Raw genomic sequence first — 19169 nt, forward strand, 5'->3', positions numbered from 1 at the left:
CTTGTTTATATGATCAAAAAAATAAAGCAAAGAGAAAAATTTCTCTTTGCTTTATTTTTTTATTTCCTCGTATTTATATATCCTAACCTTTAAATATTTAAAAGAAAGATATATAAATAAACTTACGACTATTATCCTAGATAAAATTTTAAGTGGTAATAATAGAAGTAATATTGATATTAGTGAGACTATAGATACAAATTCTAATCTACTAATTTCATTTACCTTTAGTTTTTTATAACAGATAGGACACCTTATTTCTTCCTTGTTTTTTTGTTTTTCTAAATATTCATAGGTAATTTCTCTATCACAATAAACGCATCTTTTCATTATTACCACCTTAAAAAATACTTTAAATCAATTACCTTTTATTTAAATATTCTAATTCATTTAATAATATATCTATTTCTTCTTTTGTGTTGTATGGACCTATACTTACCCTAACCATTCCATACATTTTATAGTTTTCATCATATAAAAATCTAGAACTTTCCTCTTCTGTTAAATTCATAAGTCTTCTACAATAAGGGTGAGCACAAAACCAGCCGTGCCTTACTGCAATTCCTCTTCTATCAGCTAGAGCTTTAGCTAAATCTTCATGAAATACTCCATCTAAATTAAAAACTCCAATTCCAAGTCTATCATCTATATTTTCTATATCTCCGTAATTTGTTATTTTATCTAAACGCCTTAATCCATTTAATAGATCTTTAAAAAGACTTTTCTCATGATTTAGTAAAGTATCATACCCAATGCTCTCAATTTCTTTTAAGGCATACATTAAAGCCATAGCACCAAAAAAATTTGGAGTTCCAGCTTCATTTTTTTCAGGTGAATTTAAATACTCTTCGCTAAAGTCATTAACTAATTTAACAGTTCCTCCCCCTTCCATTTCAGGACAGCATTTATTAAATTCATCTTTTAATCCAACAATCACACCACTACCAAAGGGTGCATAAAGTTTATGTCCTGAAAATACGAGAAAATCTATATTTTCTTCTGGGTCACTAACGCACATTTGAACCTTTTTATGAGGAACTAATTGCGCTCCATCAACTACAATCTTACCGCCTGCTCTATGAACCATCTTAGCTATTTTGTGGATATCATTTATATATCCTGTAACATTTGAAGCGCCAGTAATAGATAAAAATCTAATATTGCCTTCATGTTCTTTTAGCTTTTCTTTAAGGGATTCATAATCGATTCTTCCATCTTTTAAAACTTCAACATAATCTACAACTGCCTTTTTCCTCCAAGGCAAATCATTAGAATGATGTTCCATCCTTGTTGTTAAAATAACTCTTTTATCATATAAGAGTGTACTAGCTATTTTATTTATTCCACAAGTAGTATTATTTACAAATATTGCAGTATATTTATCCTCATATCTTGCATTAAAGAAGTCTAAAATATACTCCCTTGCTTCTTCGAAATAATGAGTTGTCATAGATTGCTTTTGTCCTGTTCCTCTACCTATAGACCCATAGCACTTATAAAGGATTGATGTATTCCTAATTACATTTTTCATCGGAGGTGTAGTAGCTGCATTGTCAAAATTACAAGCTTTAACTAAAATCCCGCTAGGAAGTTTAATATCGCAATCAACGCCTACAAATTTATCTCTTAAAGTATCTTTATTTTTAACCATTAGTATCTCCTCCACTTTATTATATTCACCACTAATTCTTAGTGTTCTTCTTAGTTCTAAAGGAATATAAATATGAATAATAATAAGTAACAAGAATGTTTTGCGCTCATATACTTTATACTATAGTACTAAGGTTTGGAGGTAAGTTATGAAACCTGATAGAAAATATATGTTAAAAGACAATGATGATTTAGACTTTATACCATTAGAATTAAATAATTCTTTTGTAGATATTGAATACTCTTTTAAAAACATTTCTGATACTCTTAATATCTCTAGTTTTAGAAGTGATGACACTCTTTATTCATATAACAAAAATAATTATTTAAGAGAAGATAAAACAAATGAGCTTCAAACAGATATTTTAAGAACTATAGAACTTAGTGAAGCTGAATTTGATGAAATTAATTTAGATGATTTAGACCAAAACAGAAATAAGAAAAAATGTAATCCTCATGAAGTTTTAGAAAAGATAATTAATGAAGAACCACAAATTTTAAATGTTTTAAAAGCTTATAAAATCCCAATTCCAATAGCTAAGAGAATAATAAATAGAATAGTTAATTCAACTATTAACTATTGTAATAAAGATAGAGAGTAGGTGAAAAAGATGTTACTTAGAGATAGCTTACCTAAATTTGACTCAAAGCTTAGATTTCTTCATGGAAACCCAAGTTTAGGTTCTGTAGACATATATGTAAGTGGTAACTTAGTTGGCTCAAATATAGAGTTTGGAGATATAACAAATTACAATACCTTTAGCCCTTCTTCTTATATTTTAGAAGTGTTTAAAAGTGGAACATACGACTCTCCTATTTTCAAAAAAAATATAGAAGTTGTTCCAAATTCTATAGAAACTCTTTCATTAGTAAAAAATAATGGGGAGACAGATCTTTTTAAGTTAAAAGATTCTAGTAGTAAAGGTGGAAAAGAAATTTCTTTTTTAAGATTTTTAAATATTTCGCCAAACGCTCCTTTAATGACTTTAAGCCTTCAAAATATTAAAGTATTATTTAAAGATGTTGAATACGTTGAAACAACTGGTTATTATCCTCTATCCCCTGGTGTTTATACCTTTAAAATAAGTTTTTCAGGGGCAAATGCAATTAGTAAAACTATAAAAGATGTAGTTTTACTTCCAGGAGAATTTCAATCACTTTATGTAATTGGTTTATTAAATGGAGAACCTCAACTTGGATATCTTTTGCAAACTGACGGTTAAAATATTTTATTTTTAAAGAGAAGCTTATATTAAGATTATAATCTTAGTCTAAGCTTCTCTTTATTTATCTTAAAATTGATAAGAATTTTTTTACATAGTATAATAGAAACTAAAGACTTAAGAAAAGGATAAAGCGAGGATAAAAATGATAGTTTTAAGTTGTAAAAATATAAAAAAAAGCTATGGAATAGATGAAATTTTAAAAGGTGTTACTCTTGCTGTAAATGAAGGTGATAAGGTTGGTATTATCGGACCAAACGGAGAAGGTAAATCAACTCTATTTAAAATATTAGCAAAAAGACTTTCTTTTGATGATGGAGAAATATTTTTAGATAAAAATAAGACTTTAGGTTATTTAGACCAGCATTTAAACTTAGAAACTTCTAACACTATTTATGAAGAAGCTTCTACAGTTTTTGTTGATTTACTTAGGCTTGAAGAAAGAATAAAGGATTTAGAATGGAAGCTTAATGAACCGTATGATGAAAATAATTCCTCATACCACGATGAGCTTATTAAAAAATATACAACTTCTCAAGACCTTTATGAACATAGAGGTGGTTATACCTTTAGAGGTGAAATATCTAGGGTTTTAAAAGGGCTTGGATTTTTAGAAGAAGATTTTAATAAATGCATAACAAATTTAAGCGGTGGTCAAAAAACAAGGATTGCTTTAAGTAAATTATTACTTCAATCTCCTGATATACTACTACTAGACGAACCTACAAACCACCTAGATTTAGAAGCTATCGAATGGCTTGAAGAATTCCTAAACTCTTATAAAGGAACTCTTCTTTTAATATCCCACGATAGATTTTTCCTAGATGCTGTAACTAATAGAACCTTTCAAGTTATAAACGGACACGTTAACTGCTATAACGCATCTTATACTAAATATCTTGACCTTAGAAAAAAAGATTACGAAACTCAATTAAAAGCTTATAATCTTCAGCAATCAGAAATTAAAAGACAAGAAGAAATAATCGAAAAATTTAGATCTTTTAACCGTGAAAAAAGCATTAGAAAAGCTGAGAGCCGTGAAAAAGCATTAGAAAAGATGGTAAAACTAGATGCCCCCGACAAAGAAAAGGGAGCTTCTAAAATATCTTTTAATACTACTGTTAAAAGCGGGTATGATGTATTGCATGTAGAAAAATTAAGTAAGTCTTTTGGAAACACTCACCTTTTTAACGATGTTAACTTCGATTTAAAAAGAGGAGAAAAGATAGCTTTAATAGGTGAAAATGGTAGAGGTAAGACTACTTTATTAAATATAATAATGAATAAAATAAAAGCTGATTCAGGTAGCGTAGTTTTAGGCGCAAACGTAGAAATAGGGTATTATGATCAAGAACAAGCTTATTTAGACCCTGATAAAAGCATACTAGATGAAATTTGGGATACATACCCTGAACTTACTACAACTCATATAAGAACTGCACTAGGCTCATTCTTATTTACAGGTGATGATGTATTTAAAAAGATAGAAACTTTAAGTGGTGGAGAAAAATGTAGAATAAATCTTTTAAAGCTTATGCTTTCAAAATCAAACTTTCTACTTCTTGACGAACCTACAAACCACTTAGATATAATATCTAGAGAAGCTTTAGAAAATGCTATTTTAGAGTATGATGGAAGTATGCTTATAATTTCCCATGATAGATACTTTTTAAATAAGGTAATAAATAAAATAGTTGAACTTAAAGAAAATGGAATTTCTGAATACCTTGGAAATTATTCTTATTATATGGATAAAAAAGAAAATCCTCAAAGATACGAAACTTTAGATGCAATCCAAAATGGCAAAACTAAAACAAAATTAAAAGAGGAAAAGAAAAAAGTAAAACTACAACAAAAAGAAATAAGAGTAAAGAGAACTAGACTTCGTGAAGTTGAAAAAGAAATTTCAGAAAGTGAAGAAACTTTAGATAAATTAACTAACAGTTTATGTTTAGAAGAAGTTTATTCAAACCCTCCTGAATCTGTAAGGGTAAATAATGAAATATCAGAAACTCAAAATAAAATAGAAGAACTTTATAATGAATGGGAAGAACTAACAGAAGCATTAAGTGAAGAATAGGAGCTAAATTTAGCTCCTATTATTTTTTCCCGGTAGTTCCAAAACCACCTCTATCTTCATTTCCAAAAGAGTCTACTTCTAAAAGTTCTATATCTCCCATAACTTCCATAGTTCTAAATTGGCCTATTTTATCTCCTCTTTTTATAAATGTACCTTTAACGTCTTCATTTAAATCTTTTCCTTGAAGACAAAAAACTGGCATATGCCACTGATCATTATCCCCAATATAAGTATCATCAACAACTCCAACACTGTTTGTTTGAATTATTCCCCATGTTTTAAATGTTGAACTTCTAGGTGCTAAATGAGCTTCATACCCTTTTGGCAATTCTAAAGCAAAGCCTAAAGGTATCATAGCTCTTTCCCCTTCTTTTATGAACATATCTTTGTTTGCATATACATCTATCCAGTTTCCTTTAGCTATTTTTTTAAGTCTAACTGCACCTTCGAAATATTTTATTCTAATTTCCATCTTGTATCAATTCCTTCTCTATTTTAAAACTTTTATTAAAGTATAACAAAAATATTTAATATTATCTAATTTTATTTATTATAAAAATTTCTGCTTCTCTTAAAGCTTTAGATATATTAACTTCATTCCACTTTCTATAAGAAGGTTTTAAAAATTTCCTTTTATCTATAATTTCTATAATTCTATAATTACCATCAGGAATAGAAGTAAATTCTACATATCCATTCTCATCTGTATATTTACTTTCTTCTAAACTAGGTGAAACTCCATTTATTCTATATAAATTTATTTTAATTCCTTTAAGCTTTTCCCCATCTACTGAATCTAAAACTGTGTAAACCTTTATTTTGCCACTATTTTTATTTTGAGCTTCCATAAAAAAATCCTCCTTAAATTTTAAGCACTATATAGCCTATGTTTAAGGAGGTTTTTTTGTTATACGTTATAATAAAATAGATATATAATCTGAAAGTGTTTGGATATAGTTAAAATCTTTAAAATCAAATTCCTTTATATAAGCTGGTGCTGAAAAGTATAAAATACCTTTAAGTTTTTCACCATTTATTAAAGGCAACACACAAATTGAGTGCCATTTTGGAATAGTTTCTAAAGAACCTACTTCTTTTATTTCTTCCCAATCTATAGTGTAGATCCCTTCTCTATTTATTCTAACTTCTCTTATTATATCTTTGTTAAAGTATCCGATTTCAGAAAACCCTTCAAAATCTTTAACTACCCTTTTCATATCTAAAATCCTATCATGTTCTACAAAGAATATATAAGACTCTGTAGAATCAGTTTTAATAATTAACTTTTTCATCATTTCATATATTTTAGTTATCTTATCATTTTTACTCTTTGTTATATTTAGCATTTCAATCATAGAAGAAACTTTATCATAATCATAAGCTGCATTTCCCGTAAGTATCCCTGCAAGTTTGTCATTGTATTCAGATTGCTTACTAAATTCAGCTTCCCAAACCTTAACTTTATTTTTCCCAGTCTTCTTTGCTTCATATAAGGCCTCATCAGCCCTTTTAATTAGGTCGTTTTTGTTTTTTGAATGAACATTATATGTTGCTATTCCAAGACTTATAGTTAATTCTCTCTTACCTTTTAAAATATCAGCTTCTTCTATTTTATGCCTTATAAGTTCAGCTTGACTAAAGGCTAATTTCTCATCTTTTAAAGGAAGTATAAGCACAAACTCCTCTCCCCCGTACCTACAGAAAATATCGTCTTTAGCTTTATTTTTGCGAACAATATCTGAAATCTTTTTTAAAACTACATCTCCTACAGGGTGACCATACTTATCATTTACCCCTTTAAAATTATCTATATCAAATATAACTAAAGAAAAGTAGGAATTTTTATAATTTGAATAATCAATAATATCAGAGTATGCTTTTTCAAAATAAGCTCTATTATATGCCCCTGTAAGCTTGTCTCTAGTTGATGCTAAGTTTATTTTATATTGTTCTATTAAAAATATTAATACAGCTTCAAGTTCTTTTATCTCTTTTTTGCTTTCATAGTTTATGTTATTTATAGCTTTATCAGCTAAAACTAAAAGCTGGCCTACGTGTTTATTTCTACTTCCTATCTTACTTTTTATATTTATATAAAGGCAAGATTTTATATCATCGTTTAATGTATATGCTCCTAATGATTCTTCTGTTAAACTACTTTCATTAACTATTACTTCATCAACCTTTATAGTTTTATTTAATTTCTTTTCTAAAAATTTTTCTTCTTTTATTCTATAAGAAGCTAATACTTTATTTTCTCCATTTGAATCGTTATAAGTTAAAAGTGCTGAGGTTCCTAAGGTTTTATTTGCAATATATTTTAAAATCAATTCTATATTGTTTAAAATATTATCACTAAATGAATTTAAAACATATTTAATATCATTATTATAATTGTAATAAGTGTTTTGATAATCCTCTATTACGGTTTCTCTAAAATTCTTTATTTTAAATAGATTATTTACACTCATCTCGTTTATAAATTCATAATAATCATTAAGACTTCTAAATTCATCTACTTCAACCATTTTAAAATCTTTCCCTAAAACATTTTTAATACATAAAATTAAAGAATTAAATATATTAAGATTAGATTTTAAATTTATAAACTTAAGCTTGCTATCATTAAGACTGTTTATTCTTTTAGTAATAATAACAAAGGCTTCATAGTAATAATAAATTGATTTTCTACTTGAGCCTATATTTTCATAGCATTTACCAATCATATAATTTAAATTCAATTTATCATTTTCACTTTTAGTAAATCCAATTATCCTAAGGGCTCTATTTATTAAAGTATTTAGTCCATATTCTCTATAAACAAATTGAATTTCTACGTATTTTGCTTCATCAAGTGTTGTTATATCTATAGAGTGTCTTCCTATTATACTTATTAATTTCTTTGCTAAATCAATCCTATTTAATTTATATAAATTTACTATTACTTCTGAGAAATATCTAGCTATTATTCTTTTTAAAGTGTCATCTTCTTTTAAAGTCATAATAGATTTAACAGTCTCAATTATTTCCTCTTCATCTGTTTCTTCTGTTATTTGCATTAATTTATATTTTAAATTATATAAAATATTACTAACTGTATTAAGGCTATCCTCATTTGAAAGTTTTTTAGCTTCTAATCTAGCTTTTTCAAAGTCACCTAAATAAAAGTAGTAATTAGATTTAACTAATTCTAGATTAATCACATATCTATTAGTTAATTTATTTATATCTTCTTGTCCTTCTACCATTTTTCTAAGCTTTATCATTCTTATTATCTTACCTGATAATGCTGAAATATAAATAAGGTTCCAATACGCAACTAATATATAATTTTCTAAAACCTTAGAGGACTTTATAAGAGATATAGCTTCTTCTGTGAGATTTTCAGCTTCTTTATAATCACCTTCATAAATTTTTAAATGAGATAAATTAATAAGGGCTTTAAACTGAACTCTTATAATATTTCTACTCTTTCCTTCTTTGTTTGCCTTTTTAAAAATCATTTCTGCCTGTTTAAAATCTCTAGATACTTCCGCTAAATATATTCCAGTATTTATAAGCGCACTTAAATACTCCTGCCAATCACCATTTTTTAAGAATATATCTAAGCAATATTCCATATCTTTTAAAGTTCTCTCATTTCTAGAAGACTCTATATTATATCTAAATAAAAATGAACATAACCTAGCTCTAACTACTTCAAGTCCATCTCCTTTTATGACTTCTAGTCCTATCTTAGATATATCAGAAGCCTCTTCTCTAAGTCCTAAATTATACATATAAAGTGCTTTAATATAATAAACATACGCTTTCCCTAAAGGGTAATCATACCCATTTAAAAGGTATTTTATATCATTTAAAAGTCCGCTTACCTTTTCAAATCTTCTTCTCTCTATTTGAATATAAGCCATGAATATAATAGATTTTATTTCTATATCTTTAAGCCCATGCTCTTTAGCTAAATTTCTTGAGTCACTATAGAAAATATATGATTCATTATAATATTCAACCTTTCTATAAAGTGCTGCTATTTTATAACATAAAATACACCTCTCCCTATCTTTAGTGTGGGTTAATATATTTTTATAGACATCTATAGCTTTAGATTCATCACCTTCTTTTGAAAGTTTTTCACCATACTCTAAACCTTTTTCTACCATAGACTCAAACTCTTCAGCTTGTTCTAATTGATATATAACTTCTTCTATATAATAATTGTTGCTATTTTCATAATTTTTTAAGGAAAGTAAGTTTAGTCTATGTATTTTTTTTCTTCCAATCTTATCAATATTTTTATAAATCATTCTCTTATAAAAATAATCTTTAAATCCAATTGTAACGCCTAAATCTGTAAAGTTTTGAATTAATATATTTTCTTCTTTAATTCTATAGTATGCATAAACATACTCTTCCTTTCTAGGTAAGATATCATTTAAAATAAGTTCTTCTGATATTGGAAAGTTAAATGTTGAGAGTCTTTTTAAAACTAAAAATTCATCTTCTTCCATAATATTTAGTTTATCTTTATAATCTACTTCAAACCTTTTTGGTATCCTTTCAATTTCTCTTCCAAATTCACTTATCCAATATCCTGTTTTTCCTGAAACATAAAGTTTTCCTTTAGAGAATAAATCCTTTATTCTCTCTGAAATCATCCCTGGATTTCCAAGACTCTCTTCATGTATAAGTTTTGATATTTTATCAATATCTTTATTGCTGTTTAGCATCTTAGATACCATATCTCTTGTGTAATATTCATTAAATAAATCTAATTTGTACTCTGAAATATCAACTTCTGATTTTAAGCTAGCTACCATTCTTTCAAGTTCAGTATCTCTTTCATAGCTTTCAATAGTTGCTATAACTAAAATATTATTTATTCTATTTAAATTAGATGCTAGATGCTTTACATACATCTTTAAAAACATATTGTGTTTTTCTAAATTATCTATAAGAATTACAACTTTTGAATTTTTAGTGTATTTTTCAAGTAGTTTAATTCCATCATTCATTATTTGATAATTTGTTCTAGTTTCCTCTAAATTGTAATCTTCATTTTTATTACTTAGATTATCTACAAATCTTATTATATTATCTTTTATATCTATATTTAAAACTCTATCCACTTCGTTTATTATAGCCTTTTTTGTTTTTTGCATCTCTTCTAAGTTCTTCTTTTTAGGGATTTGGAGAACTGGTATATTATAAACAAATTTAAGTCTATCTTTTATTTCTTCTAAAAATTTAGTCTTACCAATTCCTAAAACTCCGTTATATATCATAAATTTTGATTTAAATCCGCTTTCACTTGAGTTTAAAAACTTTTTCATTATATTATCTATCTCAATATTTCTACCTGCAACGTCTATATCTTCTATTATTTTATTTATGCTTTTATAATGAAATCTTGGAAACCTTTTACCGAGCTTTTTATTTATAAATGTTATAAACTCATCTATTGTATAAAACCTGTCAATATTATATTTATCATTTATTTGATCTTTTATAATATTATCTAACTCCCTATCTATCTCTTCATTTATAAATATCTCTTTATATATTTTCATTAACTCTAAAAGGTTATTTTCTTTTTCTCTAAGTATTATATTTTCTCTAAAGTCATTACTTGAATTTTCTAAAATCAGATTTTCCATATTGTTTAATTCAACTGATAATACGCTTGGAAGTTTTATAATATATCTTTTATCGTCTAAACTTACCATCTTGATATTTTTTAAAGTTATGTCTTTATAAACATACCCTTTTCTATTTATAGTATTTAAATTTGCAGCTACCTTCATAAACACCTTTATCTTTTCTTCCTTAGTGCAAACACTTAATCTCTCATTTACATCTATAATATCTGAAAAATATTCACCTAAAAAGCCATATTGCTTATTTTCAAGTGCTATACCGTCTATTGACTTAATATTTATTAAGTCAATAATATTAAAAACACCTACACAATTTAAATTCCTTATACTTTTAAAGTTCTTACAAAGATAATTTCTTAAATTTAAATTCATTATTTCATTATTACAAATATTTAAAGTACAATAAGTATCTTTTTCTGTATCAGACACTTTATATTCTGAAACTCCCCCATATTCTCTTATCTTATCAATTATTTTATATTTACCATTTATAACTCTCATAATTTATACCATTCACCCTTCAAGCATCAGTTAAACGTTAACTTTTTTTATAATATCTTTTTCATTTTGTAGTATTTCTCCATAAGATTTAGGCTTAGAAAAATAATACCCTTGAATTAAATCACATCCTACATTTTTTAAATACTTAAATTGTTCTTTGGTTTCTACTCCTTCTGCTACAACTTTTAAATTTAAGCTATGAGAAAGTTCTATAATTTTTTCTATTATATATTCACTTTTCTTTTCTTTATTTATATAATCAACAAAGCTTTTATCTATCTTTAAGACATCTATAGGTAATACCCTTAAATAACTTAAAGAAGAATATCCAGTCCCAAAATCATCTAAAGCTATTGTAATTCCAAGAGACTTTAATTTTCTTAGTGTATCTATATTTTTTTCTGCACATTTCATTATTACGCTTTCAGTAATTTCTATTTCTATATATCTTGTATCAATATTATATTCCTCTATTTTCTTTCTAATAAAGTTAACTATAGCGTCATCCCTTATTTGAACTTCTGATATATTTATTGCTATTTTGAAATCTTTATTAGATAGTCTACCTAATTCTTTTATCATAGAAAAAGCATCTTCTATAACATATTCCCCTATTTCATTTATAAGACCAAAGCTTTCAGCTATAGGAATAAACTCAAAAGGGGGTACTATTCCAAGTTCAGAGCTTTCCCACCTTACTAGATATTCATATCCTTCAATAGTTTGATCTTTAGAATAATATTTAGGTTGTAACATTCCGTAAAGTTCCTTTTCCTCTATTGCATGTATTAAACCTTCTTTAATCTTAAACTCTCTATCAATTTTTTCCGACACATCGCGATCAAAGAAATTATACTGATTTTTACCTAAAGATTTAGCATTATACATAGCAACATCAGCTTTCTTTAGTAATGTTTTAAGTTCGTATCCATCTACTCTAAGTACAGTTACCCCCATGCTTAAAGTACAATATATATTTCTATTATCTATAGATACCTTTATATTACTGACCTTTATAATGTTATCTAAAATACCTTCTAGTTCATCTTTAGTTTTGAAGTTTTCAATTGATAAAACGAATTCATCTCCTCCAAACCTTGCTATAACTGAGTCTATACCAATAATTTTATATATTGAATTGCATATATTTTTTAACAGTTCATCTCCTATATCATGACCGTAAGTGTCATTTATATATTTAAAATTATCTAAATCTATAAATACTATAGCTAAATTTCTTTTTTTCTCTAAACATATACTTATTCTTCTCTTTACCTTTTCATTAAAATATCTTCTATTTGGAATACCTGTAACTTCGTCATAATAACTCATAAAATTTATTTTATCTTCTTTTTCTTTTCTATCACTAATGTCGCTTAAAGAACCAAATATTAAAAATTTGTTATCCTCTATAAATGTTTTTCCTCTAAGGCTTACCCACTTAATCTTATCTTCTACTCTAATTCTAAATTCAGTTTCATAATAAGCCCCTTCTTTTTCATCAAAGGAATTATAAAGTTTCTTTATTTTAATTCTATCACCTTCTAAAATGTATTTTAATAATTCTTTTTTACTTAACGCTTTTTCGCCTTTATTAAATAAACTAAATACATTTCCGTTTAATATCATATTTTCAGTTTTTATATCTAAACAAAACATTATATCTTTTGTTCCTAAAAGTGCTCTTCTATAATTTTTTTCACTCTCTTCTAATTTCTTTTCTTGTTCTTTTCTATAAGATTGATCTATCGCTACCCCATTTATAAAATATGATCCCTTTACATCTATCTTTGAGTTACCTGTTATCTTGTATGGAATTATTCTCCCACTTAGGCTTTGCAATCTAAGTTCAAACTCAATATCACCAATCTTATTGCTTTTAATAAATTCACAATATATTTTCTTAGCCTTCTCTAAATCTTTCGAAAAAATATACTTTTCTAATTTTTTAAAGTTATCTATAACCTCATCTGTTTCTAATATCCCTCTCATTCTACTACTTAAATAAAGCAACCCCTCATCCTCATACCACTCCCAAATAGCAGCATCAAGAATTTCAACGGCTAATTTATATCTTTGTTTATGGAGTGAAGATTCTAGTTCGTTTTCTAGTAGTGATTCTACCTGTTCATTCTTTATAACTATAATTAAAAGTAATAGCGCTGAATATACTATATATATATAATCCTCTAATTTTATAATTACAGATAATAAAACTATTACACTAACCAATAATAAGAACTTTAAATTTTTATATTTTCTTTTATATATAAATCTTGATTTCATAATCCCCCTACTTTACCCTTTTATTTACCTATATTTTACCATATTTTATTGAATATATATATATTTTGGTTTATCGTTATGTATAATCTTTATATAAAAATAAAAAAACCACGCTTATTAAAGCGTGGTGATATTTTTCTATTTTATTTTTTATTTATTCCATTTAAAATTAAATTCATAACTACTCCAACTATTGCAGCTAAGCTTAGCCCTGAAATTGAAACTGTATCTGTAATATTTATTCCTACTATAAACCCAAAATTTTCTTGTAACATTGGATTTAAGTATGGTGCTATAAGTCCTACAAATATTATAGATCCCATAACTATTATATTTTTCAAATTCATTTTTACTTTTTCGCTTTTAATAGTCTTTGGTCCAACTATTGTTATCATAGAGAATAACATAATACTAATTCCACCCATAACTGGTTCTGGTATTGTTCTAATTGCTACTCCAAACTTTGAAATAAAGCTTAGTCCTATTGCAAATAATGCTGTTATTCTAAGTATTGATGGGTCATAGTTTTTAGTAACTGCAAGAACTCCTGTGTTTTCACCGTAAGTTGTATTTGCAGGTCCTCCAAGAAATGATGCCATAATAGTAGCTAGTCCATCTCCTAAGAAAGTTCTATTTAATCCTGGGTTTTCTATAAAGTTTTTACCTACTACTGTTCCATTAGTTGTTATATCTCCTACGTGTTCCATAAAAACTGCTAAAACTACTGGTGCAATTATCATTATTGCCCCTATATTAAATTTAGGTAGTGTAAAGTTTGGAGTTGCAAAAAATGCTGCTTCCCCTATAGCGTTTGTATCTACGTATCCCATAATTAGTGCAAGAATATATCCTACCCCAACTGCGATTAATATAGATATTTGTCTTGTAAACCCTCTTCCAAGGAATCTTACAATTAATGCCGTTCCTAAAGTTATAGCTGCAAGAAGTACTCCTTTTTGAGCCATTCCTATAGCAGTTGGAATTAGATTTAAACCAATTACCATAATCATAGGTCCAACAACTTGTGCTGGAAGTATTCTCTTAACCTTATCTACACCTATTTTTTTAATAACAAATGATGCTACTACAAAAAGTAACCCTGCAACTAGCATTCCACCTTGTGCATACCTTAGATCTCCATAATCTGCTTTTACAGCGTTTATAACTGAAATAAATGCAAATGATGAACCTAAAAATACTGGTACTTTACCTTTTGTGCATATATGAAATATCAACGTTCCCGCTCCTGCTGTAAATAATGCAACTGACGGGTCTAACCCTGTAAGCATCGGCACTAAAACCGTCGCTCCAAACATAGCTATTAAGTGTTGAAGTGCAAGCACCCCTCTTATAACCTTTTCTTTTAAACTTCTCTTTTCTAAAGTTTCTTCTTTTACGAATAATTCCATATAAATATCACTCCTATTTTAGGAGAGCTTTTACTCTCCCTTTGTCAGCCTCTCTGGACTGCATTTAAAAGGTCTCTTTTTATTTTTTGTATTTAAAAAAATAAAAAACTTCTTACTTTTAAGTAAGAAGTTACGTACAAACTTGAATTAATTATCTTAAACTTTTAAGAAATATATAAAATATTTCTAAATCACAATTAACTTCTTACTAGTCTCTCTGGACTAATTTAAAGAGATTTATTTTTTTAAATTATAACATATTCAAAATATTAAATCTATGTTTTTTTATATATTTATAATTTAATTTGGGCAAAATAAATAAAATTTGATTTTAAGGAGAGATTTTATGAGATATTTTATACTATTTTTAAGTTTTTTTACCTCTATCTTTTTTAACGTATCTACTGATTTAAATGTTTTTAACTTAAGTGAAAAAGATAAAGAAATTTATTTAACCTTTGATGATGGACCTTCAACAAATGTCACTTCAGAAATTTTAGATATTTTAAAAGAAGAAGATGTTAAGGGGACCTTTTTTATAGTCGGAAAAGAAATAAATGGTAGGGAGGATATTTTAAAAAGGATTTACGAAGAAGGGCATAGTTTAGGGCTTCATAGTTTTACTCACGAAAGGAATAACCTTTATAATGACAACAATAAATTTTTAAAAGAGATGCTAACTACTCAAGAATTAATATATAAAACTGTTGGAATAAAGCCAACTGCACTTAGATTTCCTTTTGGCTGTAATAATAACACCTATAAACTAAAAGAATCTTTAGTAGATTTACTTCACAAAAATAATTTAAAAATCTACGATTGGAATGTAGATAGTAAAGATGGAGAATTTTATAATGCAAACGAAAGTTTATTTATAAAAAATTCTAAATCAAAAAAAGATTCAATAATTCTTTTAATGCACTGTGGAACTGCAAATAAAAATTCACCTAAAGCCCTTAAAGAAATAATTAAATACTATAAAGATAATAACTACAAATTCAAAACTATTAATTCTGACACTAAAGAGTTATACCACTACATAAAATAAAGCAGGTCTTATTTAGACCTGCTCTTATCTTATAATTCAAACATTAAACCTATTTCAAATACAGCAGTTAAAATAAAGTAAACTCCTATTATATAAGGTGTTATTATTAATGCTGTGATTGGGTATATTATTATAACTACACCTGCAACAACTAAAAGTATAGTGTATATAGTCCTAATATTAAATCCAAATGAACCGTATTTAAATTCTCCGCATAAAAGGATAATTCCTCTAATTATGCACCAAATACCAAAATACAATACTAAAGCTTCTATAGATGTTATAGGGCTAAACGCTAATAATAATCCAAAAAGGATATTAATTATCCCCATAAGTATAAATAATCCTCTTCTATCAAACTCTCCACCTTTAAATAAAGATATTACCCCTGAAATAATTATAAGTACACCAATTACTTGCGTAAAATTAATTAATGACTCTGCTGGGTATGCAAAAAATAAAATTCCTACAATTGCTAATAGAATTCCTTCTATTATAAAAAGCGCCTTTGTTCCTGTTTTCATAAGACTCTCTCCTTTCTTTAATTATTATATATTTATAATATAATAATTTTAGGTATTTATCTTTTGTTTTAAATTCCCTTTTACTTTAATATTTGTCTTTTTAACCTTAAATTACAATGTTCATATCTTTTATTCCTTAAAAGCTTTAAATTACTAGCATTATCTTTGAATTGCTAGTTTTTTACACTTTTTCCCATTAATTCTTCGTAAATTTTTTTTTTCATAAATACATAAAAAACTCTTTAAATTTCAAATAAAAAAGACTTACCTTTAAGATAAGTCTTTTTTATTTATTCACTTTTATTCATTTCTTCTTTTCTTTTTTTATCATTTAATAAACTTGCAACTAATGCAGTACTTGCAGCTAATAAAACCGCTAATTTCCCAGTCTTTTTTAAATTCATAAAAATCACTCCTCTTATTTAAATTGGTTCTTATCTCTATCATAGATATAATCTATTTCTTTTAATCTTTTTTCTAAAATTTCTTTATTTATATCCATATCTTCACATAAAGAATCTAAATTACTATAATAATCTCTAAGCTTTAAATTTATAATACTAAGTAAAATATTTGGATCCATATTTAAAACGTCCATTTTAGTCCTCCTTTAATATGTCAAAAGAACATAATTCTATATTATTATTATCTATATAATTTTTAACTTCCTTTGAAGTTAATATTTCAAGTTCTTTTTCGCGGGGATCGCTATAAGAGCTTATCTCTTTTAACTTTTCATCTACTATAGCTGGGTGAACCATAAATTCAACTACATCATATTTTTCTTTTAATTCCTCTATTCTTTTTATAAGATGGTCTCCATCTAAACTATCTCCATAAAAACTCTTTTCAAAATAATCTGGAGTCTTAACTCCCTTTTTTCTTATGTAATCTAGCTTTTCATTTAAAGGACATCTAATTGGAACGCCTTCTTCAAGTGCTAGTTTAATTACTATATCTAATAGTGAATCATTAAAGATATACGTGTGATGATGTGAATCTATGTGATTTAATTTTAAACCACTTTCTTTAAACCTTTTAATTTGAGCTCTATACTCTTTTTCTACTTCTAAAAGATTTATATCCTTTGGAATAAGCTTAGGTTTTCTAAAAAAGTTTCCAGATTCATCACAAATAGTTTTAACTTCTTCTCTCTTTAAAAGAGGCTTTCCACAAGTTAAATTAAGGTGAATACCCATTTTAAAAATACCATTTTCTTTAGAGAGTCTTACGCTTTCATTAAAAGAATCAGTGTTTACCATTATAGTAGTATCCCTAACTACACCTAATTTTATGCTTTTTATAATTCCCTCTGTAACTTTGTTAGTTAGTGCAAAATCATCTGCATTAATAATTAATTTCATAAATAATCCCTCTCCTAACCCTTATCTATTGTAATCATTTTAATTATATCACTTTTTATTAATTTATGCCGTATATTTCTCTATCTCTCTTTATAAGTAACGTAGATATAATAAAAGTGATTCCTTCAACTATAGGTATAGTCATCCAAACACCATTTAACCCAAAAAATTTACTAAATAAGTTTAAAATAATAACTATCAAAACTAGTCCTCTTAAAAGAGATAGAATAGTTGATATTTTTGATTTTTCAATAGCTTGTAAAAGTCCAACGTTTAGTATGTTAACTCCCATAATAATAAAACCTATAAAATAAATTCTAATTCCATTAACTGAAATTTCCATAAGAGTTTCTGTATCTTTAGAAAAAATATTTACAATCCACTCTGGCTTTAAAAATCCAATTAAGAAGAATAATAATCCAAATCCAAGTGTAATATTTCTTCCAATTTTATAAGAATTTAAAACTCTATGAGTTTTGCCTCCCCCAAAGTTCACACCAAAAATAGGTTGAAGCCCTTGTGAGATACCATTAAATATTGCAATAAATATAAGTGCAACATTTGCAATTATGCTATAGGCTGATAATGCTAAATCCCCACTTATTTCTCCAATTTTTATATTAAACATAAATATTACAAGACCTGATGATATTTCTAAAACGAAGCTTGGAAGTCCGTTTGTTATTATTCTTTTCAAAAATCTAAATTTTAATTTCTTAAATTTAAAATTTATAGTATTTTTCTTTTTTATAAAGTGAAAAGATAAAACAAAAAGTCCTGCAAACTGTGCAATAACAGTTGCAAGTGCTGCGCCTTTCATTCCCATATCTAATGGAAAAATAAATATATAGTCGAATACAATATTAGTTAAATTTGAAAAAATTATAGACCACATCGATAATTTAGGATTTCCATCATTTCGTACAAATACGTTCATAGCATTTTGTAATATAAATCCTAAACTTCCACTTAAAACGACTAAAAGATAACTTTTAACATAGGAAAAAGTATCAGAAGACGCCCCTAATATATTTACTATATCATCAATAAATACCGTTCCAAAAATAGTTAACAAAATTCCTATGATTGTTGCAATAAAAATAGATAAAGTAAATATTTCATCTAAGCTTTCATACTTTTTTCTCCCTATACTTATAGCTAAAGCAGTCGCACCTCCAACTCCACAAATTGCACCTATAGAGTTAAACAGATTAAATGTTGGAATTGCAATATTTAAAGATGCAAGTCCTAAATTACCTATTCCCCATCCTATAAACATAGTATCTAAAAATATGCAAGAAGCTAGCCCTAGCATTCCAAATATACTAGGAACCATATATTTAATTATAAGAGAAAATAAATCATCTTTTAGTAAATCAACTTTTTTATCCATCTTTCCTCCAAAAAAATTCTAAACCCTATATTATCTT

Annotated in this window: 15 protein-coding genes; 4 read left to right on the forward strand and 11 right to left on the reverse strand. The window is 26.7% G+C overall.

Features of this window, described 5'->3' with window-relative positions; translation table 11 throughout:
• Positions 1–51: 51 nt before the first annotated feature.
• Together M4I33_RS01905 and M4I33_RS01910 are read right to left on the reverse strand one after the other, a co-directional pair.
• Positions 52–330 carry a hypothetical protein gene (locus tag M4I33_RS01905; protein WP_257915184.1) on the reverse strand — a complete coding sequence of 93 codons (279 nt, stop codon included), beginning with the start codon at positions 328–330 and terminating at the stop codon, positions 52–54.
• 31 nt (positions 331–361) lie between these two features.
• Positions 362–1651: an aminotransferase class V-fold PLP-dependent enzyme gene (locus M4I33_RS01910; protein ID WP_257915185.1), complete on the reverse strand. Its 1290-nt coding sequence runs from the start codon at positions 1649–1651 to the stop codon at positions 362–364.
• Positions 1652–1799: 148 nt separating this feature from the next.
• On the opposite strand from M4I33_RS01910, the gene M4I33_RS01915 reads away from it, so the two are divergent.
• The 3 genes from M4I33_RS01915 (at position 1800) to abc-f (ending at position 4953) form a co-directional block, all read left to right on the forward strand.
• Positions 1800–2252 carry a hypothetical protein gene (locus M4I33_RS01915; RefSeq protein WP_257915186.1) on the forward strand — a complete coding sequence of 151 codons (453 nt, stop codon included), beginning with the start codon at positions 1800–1802 and terminating at the stop codon, positions 2250–2252.
• 9 nt (positions 2253–2261) lie between these two features.
• A complete protein-coding gene (locus tag M4I33_RS01920) occupies positions 2262–2873 on the forward strand; it encodes a DUF4397 domain-containing protein (RefSeq protein ID WP_257915223.1) in 612 nt (203 codons plus the stop codon).
• Between the two features lie 145 nt (positions 2874–3018).
• Entirely contained in the window at positions 3019–4953 is a 1935-nt protein-coding gene (gene abc-f, locus M4I33_RS01925; protein WP_257915187.1) for a ribosomal protection-like ABC-F family protein, read from the forward strand.
• 19 nt (positions 4954–4972) lie between these two features.
• On the opposite strand, the gene M4I33_RS01930 is transcribed toward abc-f, so the two are convergent.
• The 5 genes from M4I33_RS01930 to M4I33_RS01950 all read right to left on the reverse strand — a co-directional run bounded on the left by M4I33_RS01930 (position 4973) and on the right by M4I33_RS01950 (position 14809).
• Positions 4973–5425, reverse strand: coding sequence for a dUTP diphosphatase (locus M4I33_RS01930; protein ID WP_257915188.1), 453 nt, complete (start codon positions 5423–5425; stop codon positions 4973–4975).
• Between the two features lie 61 nt (positions 5426–5486).
• Positions 5487–5801 (reverse strand): collagen binding domain-containing protein, encoded by a 315-nt coding sequence (locus M4I33_RS01935; RefSeq protein WP_257915189.1) that lies wholly within the window; start codon positions 5799–5801, stop codon positions 5487–5489.
• 66 nt (positions 5802–5867) lie between these two features.
• Entirely contained in the window at positions 5868–11108 is a 5241-nt protein-coding gene (locus tag M4I33_RS01940) for a GGDEF domain-containing protein (protein WP_257915190.1), read from the reverse strand.
• A gap of 30 nt (positions 11109–11138) precedes the next feature.
• Positions 11139–13394 (reverse strand): GGDEF domain-containing phosphodiesterase, encoded by a 2256-nt coding sequence (locus tag M4I33_RS01945; RefSeq protein WP_257915191.1) that lies wholly within the window; start codon positions 13392–13394, stop codon positions 11139–11141.
• A 143-nt stretch (positions 13395–13537) separates the two neighbouring features.
• On the reverse strand, positions 13538–14809 hold the full coding sequence (locus M4I33_RS01950; RefSeq protein WP_374707685.1) for a uracil-xanthine permease family protein: 1272 nt from the start codon (positions 14807–14809) through the stop codon (positions 13538–13540).
• Positions 14810–15149: 340 nt separating this feature from the next.
• On the opposite strand from M4I33_RS01950, the gene M4I33_RS01955 reads away from it, so the two are divergent.
• Entirely contained in the window at positions 15150–15851 is a 702-nt protein-coding gene (locus M4I33_RS01955) for a polysaccharide deacetylase family protein (RefSeq protein WP_257915193.1), read from the forward strand.
• A gap of 29 nt (positions 15852–15880) precedes the next feature.
• On the opposite strand, the gene M4I33_RS01960 is transcribed toward M4I33_RS01955, so the two are convergent.
• The 4 genes from M4I33_RS01960 to M4I33_RS01975 form a co-directional block, all read right to left on the reverse strand.
• Positions 15881–16375, reverse strand: coding sequence for an HdeD family acid-resistance protein (locus M4I33_RS01960; protein WP_194192292.1), 495 nt, complete (start codon positions 16373–16375; stop codon positions 15881–15883).
• A gap of 418 nt (positions 16376–16793) precedes the next feature.
• On the reverse strand, positions 16794–16973 hold the full coding sequence (locus M4I33_RS01965; protein WP_257915194.1) for a DUF4250 domain-containing protein: 180 nt from the start codon (positions 16971–16973) through the stop codon (positions 16794–16796).
• 1 nt (position 16974) lies between these two features.
• Positions 16975–17739, reverse strand: a complete 765-nt coding sequence (locus M4I33_RS01970) for a carbohydrate deacetylase (RefSeq protein ID WP_257915195.1) — start codon at positions 17737–17739, stop codon at positions 16975–16977.
• 58 nt (positions 17740–17797) lie between these two features.
• The gene (locus M4I33_RS01975) at positions 17798–19132 is read right to left on the reverse strand and encodes an MATE family efflux transporter (RefSeq protein WP_257915196.1); all 1335 of its coding nucleotides are present in this window, start codon (positions 19130–19132) and stop codon (positions 17798–17800) included.
• Between the last annotated feature and the right edge of the window lie 37 nt (positions 19133–19169).

Source organism: Clostridium sp. LY3-2, assembly GCF_024705715.1.
Taxonomy (GTDB): Bacteria; Bacillota; Clostridia; order Clostridiales; family Clostridiaceae; genus Clostridium.

What these genes read in the sequence shown, in the direction of transcription:
- M4I33_RS01945 (WP_257915191.1), bottom strand. Translation starts at nt 13,394, where the DNA reads ATGAAATCAAGATTTATATATAAAAGAAAATATAAAAATTTAAAGTTC.
- M4I33_RS01940 (WP_257915190.1), bottom strand. Translation starts at nt 11,108, where the DNA reads ATGAGAGTTATAAATGGTAAATATAAAATAATTGATAAGATAAGAGAA.
- M4I33_RS01915 (WP_257915186.1), top strand. Translation starts at nt 1,800, where the DNA reads ATGAAACCTGATAGAAAATATATGTTAAAAGACAATGATGATTTAGAC.
- abc-f (WP_257915187.1), top strand. Translation starts at nt 3,019, where the DNA reads ATGATAGTTTTAAGTTGTAAAAATATAAAAAAAAGCTATGGAATAGAT.
- M4I33_RS01975 (WP_257915196.1), bottom strand. Translation starts at nt 19,132, where the DNA reads ATGGATAAAAAAGTTGATTTACTAAAAGATGATTTATTTTCTCTTATA.
- M4I33_RS01930 (WP_257915188.1), bottom strand. Translation starts at nt 5,425, where the DNA reads ATGGAAATTAGAATAAAATATTTCGAAGGTGCAGTTAGACTTAAAAAA.
- M4I33_RS01960 (WP_194192292.1), bottom strand. Translation starts at nt 16,375, where the DNA reads ATGAAAACAGGAACAAAGGCGCTTTTTATAATAGAAGGAATTCTATTA.
- M4I33_RS01910 (WP_257915185.1), bottom strand. Translation starts at nt 1,651, where the DNA reads ATGGTTAAAAATAAAGATACTTTAAGAGATAAATTTGTAGGCGTTGAT.
- M4I33_RS01935 (WP_257915189.1), bottom strand. Translation starts at nt 5,801, where the DNA reads ATGGAAGCTCAAAATAAAAATAGTGGCAAAATAAAGGTTTACACAGTT.
- M4I33_RS01965 (WP_257915194.1), bottom strand. Translation starts at nt 16,973, where the DNA reads ATGGACGTTTTAAATATGGATCCAAATATTTTACTTAGTATTATAAAT.
- M4I33_RS01920 (WP_257915223.1), top strand. Translation starts at nt 2,262, where the DNA reads ATGTTACTTAGAGATAGCTTACCTAAATTTGACTCAAAGCTTAGATTT.
- M4I33_RS01970 (WP_257915195.1), bottom strand. Translation starts at nt 17,739, where the DNA reads ATGAAATTAATTATTAATGCAGATGATTTTGCACTAACTAACAAAGTT.
- M4I33_RS01905 (WP_257915184.1), bottom strand. Translation starts at nt 330, where the DNA reads ATGAAAAGATGCGTTTATTGTGATAGAGAAATTACCTATGAATATTTA.
- M4I33_RS01955 (WP_257915193.1), top strand. Translation starts at nt 15,150, where the DNA reads ATGAGATATTTTATACTATTTTTAAGTTTTTTTACCTCTATCTTTTTT.